This is a genomic window from Actinoplanes subtropicus, from assembly GCF_000721705.1.
Classification (GTDB): Bacteria; Actinomycetota; Actinomycetes; order Mycobacteriales; family Micromonosporaceae; genus Actinoplanes; species Actinoplanes subtropicus.
In genome coordinates this window covers 38,612-53,261 of record NZ_JOJL01000033.1, presented here as the reverse complement: position 1 = coordinate 53,261, position 14,650 = coordinate 38,612, and the positions used below count along the sequence as shown (strand labels likewise).

Below are 14,650 nucleotides of genomic sequence, written 5' to 3'. Positions count from 1 at the left end.
TACGGGACGAGGGCGCTACAGGACGACGACCGAGCGGGCGCCCTCCCCGCGCGACATCCGGTCGAACGCCGCCGGCACGTCGGCCAGGCCGATCCGGTCGGAGATCAGGTGGTCGACGGCGAGGGCGCCGGCGAGCACGTCCGCCGCCAGCTGGGGGATCTCGGCGTCGAAGTCGGCGCCGCCGTACACCGAGGAGCGCAGGGTGCGGGCCGAGGAGAAGATGTCGAGCGCGGACAGCTGCACCATGTCCTCGTTGCCGCCCATGCCGACCACGGTGACCTGGCCGCCGCGGCGAGTCGCCCGCCAGGCCGCGCGGATGGTGGCGGCCCGGCCGACGCACTCGAAGGCGTGGTCGGCGCCGCGGCCCGAGGTGCGCACCCGGATCTCCTTGGAGAGCGCGTCGGAGGAAACCACGAAGTCGGTCGCGCCGGCCGCCTCGGCCAGCCCCTTCTTCGCCGCCGAGACGTCCACCGCGATCACCGCCGAGGCGCCGGCCGCGCGGGCCGCGGCGACCACCGAGAGGCCGACGCCGCCCAGTCCGATCACCACGACCGACTCACCACGGGCGACCCGGGCGGTGTTGCGGACCGCGCCGGTGCCGGTCAGCACGCCGCAGCCGAGCAGCGCCGCGCGGTCGAAGCCGAGCTCGGCGGGCACCCGGATCACCGCGTTTTCCGGGGCGACCACCTGGTCGGCGAACGCGCCGAGGCCGAGCGCCACGTGCACCGGGGCGCCCTCCAGGGTGATGCCGTTCTCCAGGGCCGCGACGCCGGAGGAGGTGGAGCAGAGCCACGGCTCGCCCCGCTCGCAGAACCAGCAGCCGCGGCAGGGCGGCTGCCAGTTGAGCACGACGTGGTCGCCGACCGCCGCACGGGTGACGTGCTCCCCCGCCTCGAGCACCTCGCCGGCCGCCTCGTGACCCAGGATCAGCGGGTACGGGACCCGGATCGTCCCGTTGATCATGGATAGGTCCGAGTGGCAGACCCCGGCCGCGCGGATGCGCACCCGCACCTGGCCCGGCCCGATCTCGGGCAGCCGCAACTCGGCCACGTCGGGCCGGGCGCCGGACGATCGAACCACCACGCCGTTGAAGTAGTTGGTCATCGCTGAATCGCCTTCACCTGTCGGAACTCAGTGAGACCGTACTCGCCCAGCTCGCGGCCCACGCCCGACTGCTTGTAACCGCCGAACGGCGCGAACGGGTTGAACGAGCCGCCGTTGATGTCGACCGCGCCGGTCCGCATCCGCCGGGCCACCGCGAGGGCCCGCTCGTCGGTACCCCAGACGCCGCCGGCCAGGCCGTACCGGGAGTTGTTGGCGATCGCCACCGCCTCGTCGTCGTCGGCGAACGGGATGATCGACAGCACCGGGCCGAAGATCTCCTCCTGGGCCAGTTCGCTCTCCGGGTCGACGTCGGCGAAGACGGTCGGCACGACGAAATGCCCCTTGCCCGGGAGCGGCGCCTCCGGACCACCCGCGACCAGGCGCGCGGTGGCCCGCTCGACGAAACCGCGTACGCGATCCTGTTGATTCTTGGAAACCAGCGGCCCGAGCCGGGTCGCCTCGTCGAAGGGGTCGCCGACGGTGTAGCCGGCGGCGGTCTTCGCGGCCAGTTCGACCGCTTCGTCGTAGTGCGAGCGGTGCACCAGCATCCTGGTCCACGCCGTGCAGGTCTGCCCGGAGTTGAGGAACGCGTTACCGACGCCCACCTTGACCGCCTTGACCAGGTCGGCGTCCTCGAGGATCACGTTGGCCGACTTGCCACCCAGCTCGAGCGAGACCTTGGCGATCCGGTCGGCGGCGGCGTGCGTGATGGCCCGGCCGGTGGCAGTGGAGCCAGTGAACGACACCATGTCGACCCCCGGGTGCCCGGCGATGGCCGCGCCGACCGCCGGGCCGGTGCCGGTGACCAGGTTGAGCACGCCGGCCGGGAGGCCCGCCTCGGCCGCCGCGTCGAAGAGCAGGTACGCCACCAGCGGGGTGAGCTCGCTCGGCTTGAGCACCACCGTGCAGCCGGCCGCCAGGGCCGCCGCCACCTTCGCCACGACCTGGTGCAGCGGGTAGTTCCACGGCGTGATCGCGCCGACCACGCCGACCGGTTCGTGGACGATCAGCGAGTTGCCGATGGTTTCCTCGGGCTGTGGACGTACGGCCAGGTCGGCATAACCCCGCAGGACCGTGAGCGGAAGTCCGGCCTGTACCGCCTTTGCGACCTTGAGCGGCGTGCCCAGCTCGAGCCCGACGGTCCGGGCGATGTCGCCGGCCCGCGCGGCGAGCGAGGCGTGCAGCCGGTCGAGCACCGCGCCCCGCTCGGCCATCGGGAGCCCGGCCCAGCCGTCGAAGGCCCGCCGGGCGGCGTCGACCGCGCGGTCCACGTCCTCGGCCGTGCCGGCCGGGACCCGCGCGATGATCTCCTCGGTCGCCGGGTTTTCCACCGGGATCGTCTCGGCGGAGGCGGGCGGCACCCACTGGCCGCCGATGAACAGGTGCGGTCGGTCTGGCGAAGTCATCGGCGAGTCCCTAACTCTTGTCCGGCCGTCAGGCCATTGATCAGCAGGTCCAGGCCGAGCTCGAAGGCGGCTTCGTCGACGGCCTCGTGCCGCGCCGCGAGCAGCGGCGCGTCGTGCAGGTGCGGGTACTGGTCGTACAGCCCCGGATCGATGTCGAAGCCGAGCGCGAACGAGCCGAGCGCCGACCCGATGACGAGATAGCGCAGGAGCGCGCCGATGTGCGTGGCCCGGGCGGGCGGCCAACCGGCGTCGACCAGCGCGCCGAAGACCGCCTCGGCCATCGCCAGCGCGGCCGGCCGGCGGCGGCCGGGGCCGGTGGCCAGCGCCGGCACGATGTTCGGGTGGGCGACCAGCACGGCCCGGTACGACTGGGCCCAGCGGCGCACCGCCTCGGGCCACTCGTACGCCCCGAAGGCGGTGAGATCGATCCGCTCGATCACCGCGTCGGCGACCGCGTCGACGATCTCGGCCTTCGTGCCGAAGTGGTTGTAGAGCGACGGGCCCTGGACGCCGAGCTCGGTGGCGAGCCGGCGCATCGAAAGAGCGTCCAGCCCCTCCTTGTCGACCAGCGCCGACGCGGCGTCGACGATCCGCTCGCGGGTCAGCAGCGCCTGCCTCGGCCGGGCCATCTCAGCAACCTCCAAGGAATTTGGCACTGGACGTGCTAAAACTTACGCCGCTAGTTTAAGCGACATGGACTTCTCGCTCACCGACGAAGAGCGTGCGATTCGCGACACCGCTCGTCAGTTCATCACCAAAGAGGTCATGCCGCTGGAACAGGAGGCACTTCTCCGGGAGCGCCGCCACCAGCCCGGCCTGGAGCCCAGCGAGCTGCGCGAGCTTCAGCAGAAGGCGAAGAAGTTCGGCTTCTGGGGCCTGTCCACCCCCGAGGAGTACGGCGGGATGAACCTGCCGGCCATCCTCCAGTCGCTGATCTGGACCGAGGTGGGCCGCACCTTCGTGCAGTTCAAGTTCGGCGGCGAGGCGGACAACATCCTGTACTACGCCAATGACGAGCAGAAGGACGAGTTCCTGCGGCCCACGATCGAGGGCGACCGGATCTCCTGCTTCGCGATCACCGAACCGGGCGCGGGCTCGGACGCTGCCAACATCAAACTTCGGGCCGTACGCGACGGCGACGACTGGGTGCTCAACGGCGAGAAGACGTTCATCACCAACGGCAACGACGCCGACTTCGCGATCGTGGTCGCGGTGACCGACCCGGCCCGCAAGGCCAGCAACGGCGGCGCCACGGCCTTCCTGGTCGACCGGTCGATGGGCTGGCGGTCGGAGTTCATCCAGACCATGGGCGAGGGCGGCCCGGCCTCGCTGATCTTCGAGGACGTCCGGGTGCCGAACCGCAACATCCTCGGCGAGATCGGCCAGGGCTTCGAGCTGGGCATGAAGTGGATCGGCAAGGGCCGCTACCTGATCCCCTCCAACGCGCTGGGCATCGCCGAGCGGGCATTGTCGATGGCGATCGAGTACGCCAACACGCGCGAGACCTTCGGCCAGCGGATCGGGGTGAACCAGGCGATCCAGTGGATGATCGCCGACTCCGAGGTCGAGCTGGAAGCGGCCCGTTGGCTGATCCTGCGCGCCGCCTGGACCGTTGACCAAGGCGAGGACCCCAGGCACGCTTCATCGATGGCAAAGCTGTACGGCGCCGGCATGGTGAACCGGGTCGTGGACCGGGTCATGCAGATCCACGGCGGCATGGGGTACACCCGTGAGCTTCCGATCGAGCGCTGGTACCGACAGGTCCGCCTGATGCGGATCTACGAGGGCACCGACGAGATGCAGCGGCTCATCATCTCGCGCGATCTCCTGCGCGGGTACACGAAGATCGGAGGGCACCTCGCATGACCCAGCTGTCGCTCGCCACCGTCCTGGCGGAAGCGGCCCGGAAGTATCCCGACAAGCTCGCGGTGGTCGACACTGCCACGACCGAGCGGATCACCTACCGCGACCTGTGGCAGCAGACCCTCGCGTACGCGGCGGGCCTGCGCGAGCTGGGTGTCGGCCCGGGCGACACGGTCGCGATCCAGATCCCCAACCTGGCCGACTTCCCCCGGGTCTACTACGCGACGCTCGCCGTCGGCGCCAGGATCGTCCCGATGCACCTGCTGCTCACCCCGGCCGAGAACGCGTACGTGCTGCAGGACAGCGGCGCCAAGCTGCTGGTCGCGCACTCCAGCCAGCTGGCGAACGCGGTCGAGGCGGCCAAGCTGGCCGGCATCGACGCGGTGTCGGTCGGCCCGGCGGCCCCCGGTGTGCGCCGGCTCGAGGAGGCGGCGGCCGCGGTGCCCCCGCTGCGCACGTACGTGAGCCGCGAGGCCGAGGACGTGGCGGTCGTCTTCTACACCAGCGGGACGACCGGCAAGCCCAAGGGCGCGCTGCTCACCCACCTCAACCTGGTGATGAACACGATGGTCAACGTCTTCGACATCCACGAGTTGCACGCGGACGACGTGGTGATGGGCTGCCTGCCGCTGTTCCACACCTTCGGCCAGACGGTGGGGATGAACGGTACCTTCCGGCTCGGCGGCACCATCGTGCTGATGGCCCGGTTCACCGGCGAGGCCGCGATCGACCTGATGGTCAAGGAGAACGTGACCATCTTCCACGGCGTGCCGACCATGTACATCGGGCTGCTCGAGGCCGCGGCGAAGGCCGACCGGCTGCCGGCGCTGCGGCTGTGCGTCTCCGGCGGCGCGTCGCTGCCGGTGGCCGTGCTGGAGAAGTTCAACGAGGCGTTCCACGCGACCATCTTCGAGGGGTACGGCCTCTCCGAGACCTCGCCGACCGCGACCACCAACCAGCCCGCGTTCGGGGTGAAGGCCGGCACCGTCGGCCACCCGATCTGGGGCGTCGAGGTGGAGATCGCCCGGCCGGAGATCGACGAGCGGATCGAGTTCATGGACAACGGCGAGCTCGGCGAGATCGTCATCCGCGGGCACAACGTGTTCTCGGCCTACCTGAACAATCCGGAGGCGACCGCCCAGGCCGTCGTGGACGGCTGGTTCCGCACCGGCGACCTCGGCACCAAGGACGACGACGGGTTCATCACCATCGTCGACCGCAAGAAGGACATGGTGATCCGCGGCGGCTTCAACGTCTACCCGCGGGAGGTCGAGGAGGTGCTGGCCCGGCACCCGGCCGTGCTGCAGGTCGCGGTGATCGGCGTGCCCGACCCGACGCACGGCGAGGAGATCTGCGCGGTGGTGGTGCCCGACCCGGGCGGCGTCACCGCGGAGGAGCTCATCGAGTGGTCGCGGGAGAAGCTGGGCCGGCACAAGTACCCGCGGCAGATCCGGTTCGCCGAGGCGCTCCCGCTGGGCCCGTCGATGAAGGTGCTGAAGCGGGAGCTGCGTAAGACGTACTCAGGCGAGTAGCGGCGGCAGGGCGGCGACGATCGGCTTGTCCGCGGGCAGCCAGTGCACGGTGTCCAGCTCGTCCACGGACAGCCAGCGCATGGCGGCGTGCTCGAGGGCGCGCGGCTCGTCGCCGTCCAGCAGCCGTACGGCAAAGACGCGCAGGACCGCGCGGCCGTGGGCGAGCGACACGTCCGGGCCGATCCGGGCGCCGACTTCCACGCGTACGCCGAGCTCCTCCACGCACTCCCGGGCGAGCGCCTGCTGGTCGGTCTCGCCCGGCTCCACCTTGCCGCCGGGAAACTCCCACCGGCCGGCCACCTCGGGCGGCGCCGACCGCTCGCAGGCCAGCACGCGACCGTCGGTGATAATCGCCGCCGCCACGATTACCTTGCGTGACTTCACGGCGCTGACGTGCTGTTCCCCCGCCATGAGATCAGAGCTTCCCACAAAAGTTGACCGTTGAGGTTTGTCCAAGCCGTCCCGATCGTCACGCAAACACGTATATGTGGGCGTGGACATGGTTGTCGTAGAAGACAAGACTGTGGGCACCGACCATGACGACACGGCGACAGTTTGGCCACAAGCCGGCAACGACGCCTAGGGGGTGCGGCGATGCGGGCCAGAAGACGTCGGGCCAACGGGACCGACTATCTGAGCGACGCACTTGCTCTGCTGTCCGGCTGGACGCGCGACGGCGTTCAGCTCAAACGAGAGTTGGCATGCGACGAGAGTCAGCATGCCGCATTGACGGAACGGATCAAGGTGGCGGCGGACACACTGCACATTCGCCCCAGCATCCGGCGACTCGACGGTCACACACAGATCTGTCTGGGCTCCCGCGACGGCGACGCCATCACGGACGGTGAGGTCACCCTGGCCGCCCGGATCGAGGACTTCTACCGGACGGTGGTCGGGGCGACGCAGCCGACGCCATAGAGGCGGCTCGCTAGGCTCGCTCTATGAGCGACCCCATCTACGACAACAAAGGCCAGCTCCAGCAGATCGAGAGCGGCCTGCTGGACGGCGAGACGATCATCGCCGTCTACGACGCGATCGGGGCCGGCACCGGCTTCATCGGGCTGACCAACCGGCGCATCATCATCCAGGACAAGTCCTTCGTCGGTAAGCGCGTCGCGATCACGAGCATTCCGTACTCGAAGGTCAGCGCCGTCAGCGTCGTGAGCAACAAGAGCTGGGCCGGGGAGTTCTTCTCCTCCGGCACCATCGTCATCACCGTCGGCACGCATCAGCACGAGGTCGAGTTCCGCGGGGTGGAGAAGACCCAGCACGTGCACAACGTGATCCTGCACTACGCGTCGTAGCTGAGGACCCGGGTGGGCAGCGGCGTCTCCACCACCGAACCGTCCGCTGCCCGCTTCAGCTCGTACCCGCGCGGGCCCGCCCGGTCGGCCACCACCTCGTGCAGCTCGGTGCCGCGGTAGACCAGGCCGGCGCCGTCGTCGGTGGCGTAGCCGTCGCCGAGCGTGCCGGCCGCGATCAGCTCGTGCATCTTCGGCCGGCGCTGCGGCTCGGCGTCGTAGTGCACACCATTGCTGTACGGGAGCCAGCCCAGCCCGTCGGTGAACCCGCGCAGTTCTGGCCCGTAGCTGTCGGTGCTGCCGCCCTGATGCCAGCAGATCGAGCCGGCCGAGATGCCGCCGAGCACGACCCCGGACTGCCAGGCCTCGTGCAGGATCGTCTCGAGGCCGTGCGCCCGCCAGACCGCGCACAGGTTGGCCACGCTGCCGCCCTCGACCCAGATGATGTCCTGGGCCAGCAGATGTGCCCTGATATCGGAAATATTCGGCATGGGGAACAGGGCGAGATGCGACGGCCGGAACTCGGTGCCCGCGAATGCCGAGTAACAGGCGCCGATCAAGGTCTGCGGGTCGCCCGTGGCCTGGGTGAGCACGCAGATCCGGGGGTTCGCGGCGTGGGCCAGCGCGGCGGCGAACCGGTGGATCGGTCCGGCTTGGACGTCGTACGGGCCGCGGGGGCCACGCCGGAAACCGGCGCTGGTGGCGAGGATCGTGGGTGCGTCGGCAGTCACCTGATCATCATGGCGCAGGCGTCGGCGGTGTCGAGCACGAGATCGGCGGCGGTGTCGATGGCCGCGGTCAGGCGCAGCGGGTCCCCGTCGAGGCTGCCGAACGCCTGGTCGACCCGCTCGCGGAACCGATCCGGCGCGCCGGGCAGGGCGGCGGCCGCGGCGACCGCGCCCTTCTCGTTGATCAGCCACTCCCGGGCGGCGCCGTGCAGGGCGTGCGCGCACACCCCGATCACCCGGAACAGGCAGCCGGCGACGTAGGCGCTGTCCGCGCGGGAGACCGCCTTCCGGGCCACGGCGATCAGGAAGTCGGCCTCCCAGAGGGCGGCGACCAGTGCCTCGGCGAGTTTCGGCGGATACTCCCGCATCCGGGACTGCGCCTCGGTGAGCTCGCCGGTGTGGTCGACCAGAATGCGGCTGAGGGCGAGCTCACCGACATACGCGAAATCGGGGAAGCCCAGCGGATGGCCGCTCTGCACGTGGAACCCGAACCGGCCGCGCTCGGCGTCGGCCCAGACGGCCTGCACCCGGTCGAGATCCCGGTAGATCCAGTCCACCGCGTTCCCGTCGATCTTCAGCCAGCCGCCGCCGTCGACCCAGGGGCCCCAGCCGCCCGGCGCGGTGACCATCGCGGCCGGGCCGGCGATCGACTTGGCCAGCCGGTCGAGCCCGTCGACGTCGAGCGGGGAGCGGTAGTAGAGGCCGACATCGGTATCCGAATCGGGCGCGTGCGCACCCCGGGCCCGGCTGCCGCCGAGCACGATCCCGACGACGCCGGGCACCTCGGCGACGCGCTCGGCGACCTCGATCAGGCGGGCATCGGTCAGCGGCACGGCTTCCAGTCTTCCTCCTGCGCCGGTCAGCAGGCCAGTCCTTCCAGATAGCCGAGGTCGCCGGAGTCCACGACGAGATCCGGCAGCGGGATCGAGACATCCTCCGGGCGACCCTGGTCCGGGCAGACCGCCCGGCGGCCGAGCGAGCCACAGAAGTCGAGGGTCCCGCCGCAGTCGCGCATCGGGCGACGGGTGCCGAGATCGGGACTCTGGGTGCCGAGGGCGACCACCTGGTGCTGGGGCTGGCGGGTGACGACCGCGTCGATCAGCTTGCGGGCGGTCGGCCGGCCGTTCGTGAGAGTCACCAGGTAGCGGAGGGTCTCCACGCCGTTGACGCCGGGCGCTTCCACCCGTTCGGCGCCGCGCGGGAGGGCGGGATCGGGGACCGTTCTCGTCTCGTACGGAATCTCTTTGGTTTCGATCTGGGTTTGGGTGGTTTGCACCGGTCCGGTGGGGACGCTGGCGACGGCCGACGGCGTGACACCGGGGACCACGCGCTTGGGCCGCGCGCGATGCACCCGGATGTCCGCCTTACCGTCATTTTTCGGCACAGGCTGGAGACGCGGCTTCTCGACCGGTACCGGCACCGGGACCGCCGGCGCCGCCTGATTCACCTCGGTGACGATCCGCGGCGCGGGCCGGCCGTCGCCGCCGACCATGGTCATCACCCCGGCCACCCCGGCACCCACCACGACCAGCACTGCACTGGCGCCGGCCGCCATCCGCACCCCGAACGGCAGCCTCGCCCACCAAGACTTTCGTGGCATTTCGAGCAGTTGCTGCCATGAGTCACTAGTTGTCTGGTTTTGCACCACAGCATTGGACAAGCGCGAGGGGCCGGATGCAAGTACCCACTCCCGGCGGGCGAGCCGATCTTCATCTTGTTGTTGCGTCAAATAAATGGTGCGGTGGCCGAGCCGTAGGATCGATGCCATGGCCGCCACCACACCCGACGAGGTCCGCCCGCTGACCACGGAAGAGGAGGCGGTGATGCGCGCCCTCGGCCGGCTGATGCTGGTGCTGCCCCGGTCGCTCAACCACGATCTCGAGCGCGGCCAGCGGATGACCGCCAGCGAGTACAGCGTGCTCCGGCACCTGTCCGAGTCGCGCTGCGGCCGCATGCGGATGAGTGAGCTGGCCCAGGCCTGCGACATGTCGCTGAGCGGCATGACCCGACTGGCGGCCAAGCTGGAGGCGCACGGCCACCTGAAGCGCACCAAGTGCCCGAACGACGCCCGCGGCTGGAACGCCGAGCTCACCGAGAAGGGCCTGGCCCGCCTGCGGGAGGCCTGGCCGACCCACCTGGCCAGCGTCCGCCGCCGCATCTTCGACCACCTCGGCGACCTCGATCTGCCCTCGCTGGCCAAGGCCCTGAACGCGATCGCCGACGACGCGTAGCCCTTGACGTATTCCCTTATGGGTATATGATTCGGTCATGGCACGAGCGGCAACGACGACGGATGCGTTCAACGCGGTGGCCGAGCCCCGGCGCCGGCAGATCCTCGACCTGCTGGCCCAGGGCGAGCGCCCGGTCAACGACCTGGTCGCCCAGCTCGGCCTGGCCCAGCCCCAGGTCTCCAAGCACCTGCGCGTCCTGCGCGAGGTCGACCTGGTCCGCGTCCGCGACGAGGGCCGCCAGCGGCTGTATCGGCTGAACCCCGCGCCACTGCGCCCCCTGCACGCTTGGCTGAGCCGGTACGAGCAGCTGTGGAACGACCGTTTCGACCTGATGGACGACGTCCTGACCGAGATGGACGAGGAGGATTCCGATGACGACGACTAGTGGCACGGCCAAGGTGACCCTGCCGGCCGACAACCAGATCCTGATCACCCGCGAGTTCGCCGCGCCGCGCGCGAACGTGTGGCGCGCCTACACCGAGCCCGAGCTCATCAAGCGCTGGTGGGCCGGAAAGAAGGGCACGGTCACCAGCGTCGTGGTCGACCTGCGGGTCGGTGGGCAGTGGCGGTACGTGATGACCGCGAACGCCGGCTTCGAGGTCGCCTTCCACGGCGAGTTCCGCGCGGTCGACGCCCCGTCCCGGCTGGTCAACACCGAGGCCTTCGAGGGCGTGCCCGATCCCGACGGCACCGCCGGCCTGGTTACGGTGACCCTGACCGAGAAGGACGGGCGGACGTACCTGGAGGCGCTCTGCGAGTACCCGGACGGGGCGATCCGCGACATGGTCATCAACTCGGGCATGGAGTCGGGCATGCAGGAGTCGTACGACGCCCTCGAGCAGGTGGCGGCCGCTCTCTGAGTCAGGCGGCCAGGCCGTGGGAGCCCAGGGCGGCGTCCAGCATCCGCTCCTGGGCCGCGGCCGGGTACGCCGCCGGGTCGGCCGCCGCGAAGGCCGCCGCGCCCTCGACCATGGCGCTCAGGGCCAGCGCCACCGTGGCCACCCGCGCGGCCGGCCACTCCGGGGCGGCCGCGCCGACCAGGCGTTCCAGGCGTTCGCGCCACAGCCGGTTGTTACGCCGGTGGATCTCGATCAGCTCGTCGTCGGCGAACGCGGCGGCGAGGAAGCCGATCCACACCACGCTCCCGTTGATCGCCTCCCGGTCGATCGCGAGGCCCTGCCGGAGCACCGCCCGCAGCGCCTCTCGCGGCGAGCCGGCCGCCGCCTCGAGCGCCTCGACGCGGCGGCGCGAGGTCTCGTGCAGCAGTTCGCGGGCGTGCCGCAGCAGCGCCCGGCGGTTCGGGAAGCGGTGCATGACCAGCCCGGTCGTGCACCCGGCCGCGGCCGCCACCGCGCGCACCGTGAGCCGTTCCAGGCCCTGGTGGGCCAGGACCTCCCAGACCGCCCGGGAGAGCGCCTCCTCCTGAGCGGGCCGGTCCGCCGTCCGTGACACGCGTCTCCCCTTCCGTATCCGTAACGGATGTTACCGTAACGCTCGTTACGACAAGGAGGCGCCCGATGACCTGGACGATCGAGGAACGCGCCTGGGACGACGCGGCCGGCGAGGCCCTGCGGACGGCCCAGCGCGTCGAGTTGGACGCGCGCTACGGCAGCGACGACCACGAGCCGGGCGCCACCCCCTCGGCCGCGGACATCGACGTCTTCCTGGTCGCGGTGACCGCCTCGGGCCGGGCCATCGGCTGCGCCGCCCTCCGCCGGCTCGACGGCCGGTGCGCCGAGGTCAAGCGCATGTACGTCGAACCGGCGAGCCGCGGCTCCGGCGTGGCCGCGGCCCTGCTGCGCGGCTTGGAGGAGAAGGCCCGCGCCCGCGGCTGGACCACGCTCCGCCTGGAGACGGGGCCGGCCCAGCCGGACGCGATCCGCTTCTACGAGCGGGAGGGCTACCGGCCCATCCCCCTCTACGGCGCCTACGTCGGGTCGGACTTGTCGCTCTGCTACGAGCGCGCGCTCTGAGCCAGCTTATTGGCGGCGGCGCAGGTCGACGCCAGGTCGGCGTGGACGGTCAGGCCGGGCCGGGCGAGCGCGAGCTGCTGCACGACGTCGAATCGGCGCTCGTAGCCCGGATCGGCGCCGACCGCGAGCGGCTTGGCCGAGGCGGCCCACCGGCCCAACTCGTACAGCACGATCGGTTGCGTAGTCTCGAACGAGAACCAGAAGAGGATCGCGTCGGCCGCCGCGAGCTGCTCGAACTCCCAGCGGATCTGCCGGGCGCCCTCGCCGTCGTCACTCATGGGGAAGATCTCACGGCGGGGGTTGTAGACGGTCGGCCACGCGTCTCGCAGGTGCTCGATCGCCCGCCGCTGCCAGTCACCCACCCCACTGATCCCGCCAGCCAGGAAGATCCCCGGCCGCGCCGCCGCCGGCCGTTCCGGTGCGACCACCACAGTCATCGCATTTCCCTCGTGAGATCGATATCGGCAAAGGCCAGCCACCCGTTACCGAATGCTACGGTGACGGCATGACTGCGGTGCCCGAGTGGATGCGGCCGCCTCGCCCGGAGGGCTGGCACTCCGACGACCTCGACCACCTTCCCGAAGCGCCACGTCACACCGAGCTGATCGATGGAGCCCTCGTCTTCATGATGTCCCCCCAGCAGGTCTGGCACGCCCGGATGATCACCGCGCTGGTCAACTCCCTGACGGACCAGGCACCAGCAGGCATCGAGGTCGACCGAGAGATCACCATCCGACTCGACAAATGGAATCGCCCCGAGCCCGATCTCCTGGCCGCAAAAGCGCCCTACGATCCTTCCCGCACCTTTTACACACCGGAAGAGACCCTTCTGATCGTGGAAGTGGTCTCGCCGGAGTCGGCGCACCGTGACCGCAACGTCAAGGTGCGGAAGTACGCGGAGGCCGGCATCCCGAATTACTGGCGCATCGAGAATGAGGACGGATCACCCGTAATCCACGCTTACGAGCTCGACGATCCCACTCGGTCGTACGTGGCGACCGGAATCCACCGCCACGAGTTGCACACCACGAAGCCGTTCGCGATCGAGCTCGACCTGGATGGACTGGTTCCCGGCCGCAAGCGCTGAGCCGGAGAGCCAGCTTACAGCCCGACGACCCGAACCCGTCGCCCGCACAGCCCGACCATGTCGTCGACGTCGGATGTCAGAACGACCACTGGTCCCGGCAGCCGCAGTGCGACCTCGGCAACCATGGCGTCGATGGCGTACTTGTGCCCGTGCATCCCGGCCTCCTGCAAGAGACCAGCTCGGCCGGCAGCGTGATCGTGACCTTCTTCGTCCTCGCCATACGGCAACCATACTTCGGTGTTACCGCCTCAGACGTTGAAGCGGAACTCCACCACGTCCCCGTCCTTCATGACGTAGTCCTTGCCCTCCATCCGGACCTTTCCCGCCGCCTTCGCCGCGGCCATGGAGCCGGCCGCCATCAAGTCGTCGTAACTGACGATCTCGGCCTTGATGAAGCCGCGCTGGAAGTCGCTGTGGATGACGCCGGCCGCCTCGGGGGCCGTCGCGCCGACCGGGATCACCCAGGCGCGTGCCTCCTTCGGGCCCGCGGTCAGGTACGTCTGCAGGCCGAGCGTGTCGAAGCCGACCCGGATCAGCTGGTTGAGGCCCGGCTCGGTCTGGCCGGTCGACTCGAGCAGTTCCATCGCCTCCTCGGGCGGCAGGTCGATCAGCTCCGACTCGATTTTGGCGTCCATGAACACCGCCTCGGCCGGGGCGACCAGGGCCCGCAGCTCGTCGAGGAAGGCCGCGTTGTTGAGCTCCGCCTCGTCGACGTTGAACACGTACAGGAACGGCTTGGTGGTCAGCAGGTGCAGCTCGGCGAGCAGGCCGAGGTCGATCTCCTGCCCGCCGGCGTACAGCGTCACCCCGTCGTTGAGCAGCTTGAACGCGGCCTCGGCCGCGGCCACCACCGGCGCCCGGTCCTTCTTGAGCTTCGCCTCCTTCTGCAGGCGGGGCAGCGCCTTCTCGACCGTCTGCAGGTCGGCCAGGATCAGCTCGGTGTTGATCGTCTCGATGTCGTCGGCGGGCGAGACCTTGCCGTCGACGTGCAGCACGTTCGGGTCGGAGAAGGCGCGCACCACCTGGCAGATCGCGGACGCGTCGCGGATGTTCGCGAGGAACGCGTTGCCCCGGCCCTGGCCCTTCGACGCGCCGCGGACCAGCCCGGCGATGTCGACGAAGCTGACCGGCGCGGGGATCACCTTCTCGCTGCCGAACAGCTCGGCGAGCTTCGCCAGGCGCTCGTCGGGCAGCCCGACCACGCCGACGTTCGGCTCGATCGTCGCGAACGGGTAGTTCGCGGCGAGCACGTCGTTCTTGGTCAGGGCATTGAACAGGGTGCTCTTGCCGACGTTCGGCAGGCCGACGATTCCGATGGTGAGGCTCACGGAAGCCCAGTCTACGCAACGGCCCGAGGCCGGCCCCGGGTCGACGGTCATGTCCGAATCCCGCCAGCGCTCTATTAACAATACGAGCAGACTCGAC

At 70.1% G+C, this 14,650-nt stretch carries 20 protein-coding genes; 9 read left to right on the top strand and 11 right to left on the bottom strand.

Translation table 11 applies throughout. The features are described from left to right. Positions 1-15: 15 nt before the first annotated feature. From IH26_RS0138960 to IH26_RS0138950, 3 genes are read right to left on the bottom strand one after another with little or no spacing between them, the layout of a single operon-like run. Entirely contained in the window at positions 16-1,104 is a 1,089-nt protein-coding gene (locus IH26_RS0138960) for an alcohol dehydrogenase catalytic domain-containing protein (RefSeq protein ID WP_030441315.1), read from the bottom strand. Next, complete coding sequence (locus IH26_RS0138955) at positions 1,101-2,510, bottom strand: aldehyde dehydrogenase family protein (RefSeq protein WP_030441314.1); 1,410 nt, start codon at positions 2,508-2,510, stop codon at positions 1,101-1,103. Before IH26_RS0138955 ends, IH26_RS0138960 begins: the two co-directional genes overlap by 4 nt. Then, positions 2,507-3,139: a TetR/AcrR family transcriptional regulator gene (locus tag IH26_RS0138950; protein WP_030441313.1), complete on the bottom strand. Its 633-nt coding sequence runs from the start codon at positions 3,137-3,139 to the stop codon at positions 2,507-2,509. Before IH26_RS0138950 ends, IH26_RS0138955 begins: the two co-directional genes overlap by 4 nt. Before the next feature lie 64 nt (positions 3,140-3,203). Between IH26_RS0138950 and IH26_RS0138945 the strand changes: the two genes are divergently transcribed. Both IH26_RS0138945 and IH26_RS0138940 read left to right on the top strand, forming a co-directional pair. Further along, positions 3,204-4,376, top strand: a complete 1,173-nt coding sequence (locus tag IH26_RS0138945) for an acyl-CoA dehydrogenase family protein (protein ID WP_030441312.1) — start codon at positions 3,204-3,206, stop codon at positions 4,374-4,376. Then, the gene (locus IH26_RS0138940; RefSeq protein ID WP_030441311.1) at positions 4,373-5,905 is read left to right on the top strand and encodes a long-chain-fatty-acid--CoA ligase; all 1,533 of its coding nucleotides are present in this window, start codon (positions 4,373-4,375) and stop codon (positions 5,903-5,905) included. The genes IH26_RS0138945 and IH26_RS0138940 overlap by 4 nt, the downstream gene beginning before the upstream one ends. Here the strand turns inward: IH26_RS0138940 and IH26_RS0138935 are convergent. Further along, on the bottom strand, positions 5,894-6,316 hold the full coding sequence (locus IH26_RS0138935; RefSeq protein ID WP_030441310.1) for a (deoxy)nucleoside triphosphate pyrophosphohydrolase: 423 nt from the start codon (positions 6,314-6,316) through the stop codon (positions 5,894-5,896). The two genes, IH26_RS0138940 and IH26_RS0138935, sit on opposite strands and share 12 nt — an antisense overlap. A 183-nt stretch (positions 6,317-6,499) precedes the next feature. On the opposite strand from IH26_RS0138935, the gene IH26_RS0138930 reads away from it, so the two are divergent. Both IH26_RS0138930 and IH26_RS0138925 read left to right on the top strand, forming a co-directional pair. Beyond that, positions 6,500-6,823, top strand: a complete 324-nt coding sequence (locus tag IH26_RS0138930) for a 4a-hydroxytetrahydrobiopterin dehydratase (protein WP_030441309.1) — start codon at positions 6,500-6,502, stop codon at positions 6,821-6,823. A 23-nt stretch (positions 6,824-6,846) separates the two neighbouring features. After that, a complete protein-coding gene (locus IH26_RS0138925) occupies positions 6,847-7,209 on the top strand; it encodes a PH domain-containing protein (protein WP_030441308.1) in 363 nt (120 codons plus the stop codon). Here the strand turns inward: IH26_RS0138925 and IH26_RS0138920 are convergent. From IH26_RS0138920 to IH26_RS56505, 3 genes are read right to left on the bottom strand one after another with little or no spacing between them, the layout of a single operon-like run. After that, positions 7,197-7,937, bottom strand: coding sequence for a Type 1 glutamine amidotransferase-like domain-containing protein (locus tag IH26_RS0138920; protein WP_030441307.1), 741 nt, complete (start codon positions 7,935-7,937; stop codon positions 7,197-7,199). The two genes, IH26_RS0138925 and IH26_RS0138920, sit on opposite strands and share 13 nt — an antisense overlap. Then, positions 7,934-8,767, bottom strand: coding sequence for a nucleotidyltransferase domain-containing protein (locus tag IH26_RS0138915; RefSeq protein ID WP_030441306.1), 834 nt, complete (start codon positions 8,765-8,767; stop codon positions 7,934-7,936). Before IH26_RS0138915 ends, IH26_RS0138920 begins: the two co-directional genes overlap by 4 nt. A 26-nt stretch (positions 8,768-8,793) precedes the next feature. Beyond that, complete coding sequence (locus tag IH26_RS56505) at positions 8,794-9,702, bottom strand: G5 domain-containing protein (RefSeq protein WP_084599461.1); 909 nt, start codon at positions 9,700-9,702, stop codon at positions 8,794-8,796. On the opposite strand from IH26_RS56505, the gene IH26_RS0138905 reads away from it, so the two are divergent. Genes IH26_RS0138905 through IH26_RS0138895 form a run of 3 tightly spaced genes read left to right on the top strand, consistent with a single transcriptional unit; the run spans position 9,701 to position 11,025 of the window. Next, positions 9,701-10,165 carry a MarR family winged helix-turn-helix transcriptional regulator gene (locus IH26_RS0138905; RefSeq protein WP_030441304.1) on the top strand — a complete coding sequence of 155 codons (465 nt, stop codon included), beginning with the start codon at positions 9,701-9,703 and terminating at the stop codon, positions 10,163-10,165. The two genes, IH26_RS56505 and IH26_RS0138905, sit on opposite strands and share 2 nt — an antisense overlap. 37 nt (positions 10,166-10,202) lie before the next feature. Next, positions 10,203-10,550 (top strand): ArsR/SmtB family transcription factor, encoded by a 348-nt coding sequence (locus IH26_RS0138900; RefSeq protein ID WP_030441303.1) that lies wholly within the window; start codon positions 10,203-10,205, stop codon positions 10,548-10,550. Beyond that, positions 10,537-11,025, top strand: coding sequence for an SRPBCC family protein (locus IH26_RS0138895; protein WP_030441302.1), 489 nt, complete (start codon positions 10,537-10,539; stop codon positions 11,023-11,025). Before IH26_RS0138900 ends, IH26_RS0138895 begins: the two co-directional genes overlap by 14 nt. A 1-nt stretch (position 11,026) precedes the next feature. Here the strand turns inward: IH26_RS0138895 and IH26_RS0138890 are convergent, their stop codons facing one another. Continuing rightward, positions 11,027-11,617: a TetR/AcrR family transcriptional regulator gene (locus IH26_RS0138890; RefSeq protein ID WP_030441301.1), complete on the bottom strand. Its 591-nt coding sequence runs from the start codon at positions 11,615-11,617 to the stop codon at positions 11,027-11,029. Positions 11,618-11,682: 65 nt separating this feature from the next. Here IH26_RS0138890 and IH26_RS0138885 point away from each other — a divergent pair, with 65 nt between their 5' ends. After that, on the top strand, positions 11,683-12,138 hold the full coding sequence (locus IH26_RS0138885; RefSeq protein WP_030441300.1) for a GNAT family N-acetyltransferase: 456 nt from the start codon (positions 11,683-11,685) through the stop codon (positions 12,136-12,138). Here IH26_RS0138885 and IH26_RS56500 read toward each other — a convergent pair. Beyond that, complete coding sequence (locus IH26_RS56500) at positions 12,120-12,575, bottom strand: nucleoside 2-deoxyribosyltransferase domain-containing protein (protein WP_051809285.1); 456 nt, start codon at positions 12,573-12,575, stop codon at positions 12,120-12,122. The genes IH26_RS0138885 and IH26_RS56500 overlap by 19 nt on opposite strands. A gap of 68 nt (positions 12,576-12,643) precedes the next feature. Here IH26_RS56500 and IH26_RS0138875 point away from each other — a divergent pair, with 68 nt between their 5' ends. Next, positions 12,644-13,225 (top strand): Uma2 family endonuclease, encoded by a 582-nt coding sequence (locus IH26_RS0138875; RefSeq protein WP_030441298.1) that lies wholly within the window; start codon positions 12,644-12,646, stop codon positions 13,223-13,225. 14 nt (positions 13,226-13,239) lie between these two features. Here IH26_RS0138875 and IH26_RS0138870 read toward each other — a convergent pair whose 3' ends face one another. After that, a complete protein-coding gene (locus IH26_RS0138870; protein ID WP_211268829.1) occupies positions 13,240-13,380 on the bottom strand; it encodes a hypothetical protein in 141 nt (46 codons plus the stop codon). A 93-nt stretch (positions 13,381-13,473) separates the two neighbouring features. After that, positions 13,474-14,553, bottom strand: coding sequence for a redox-regulated ATPase YchF (ychF, locus tag IH26_RS0138865; RefSeq protein WP_030441296.1), 1,080 nt, complete (start codon positions 14,551-14,553; stop codon positions 13,474-13,476). Positions 14,554-14,650 lie beyond the last annotated feature (97 nt).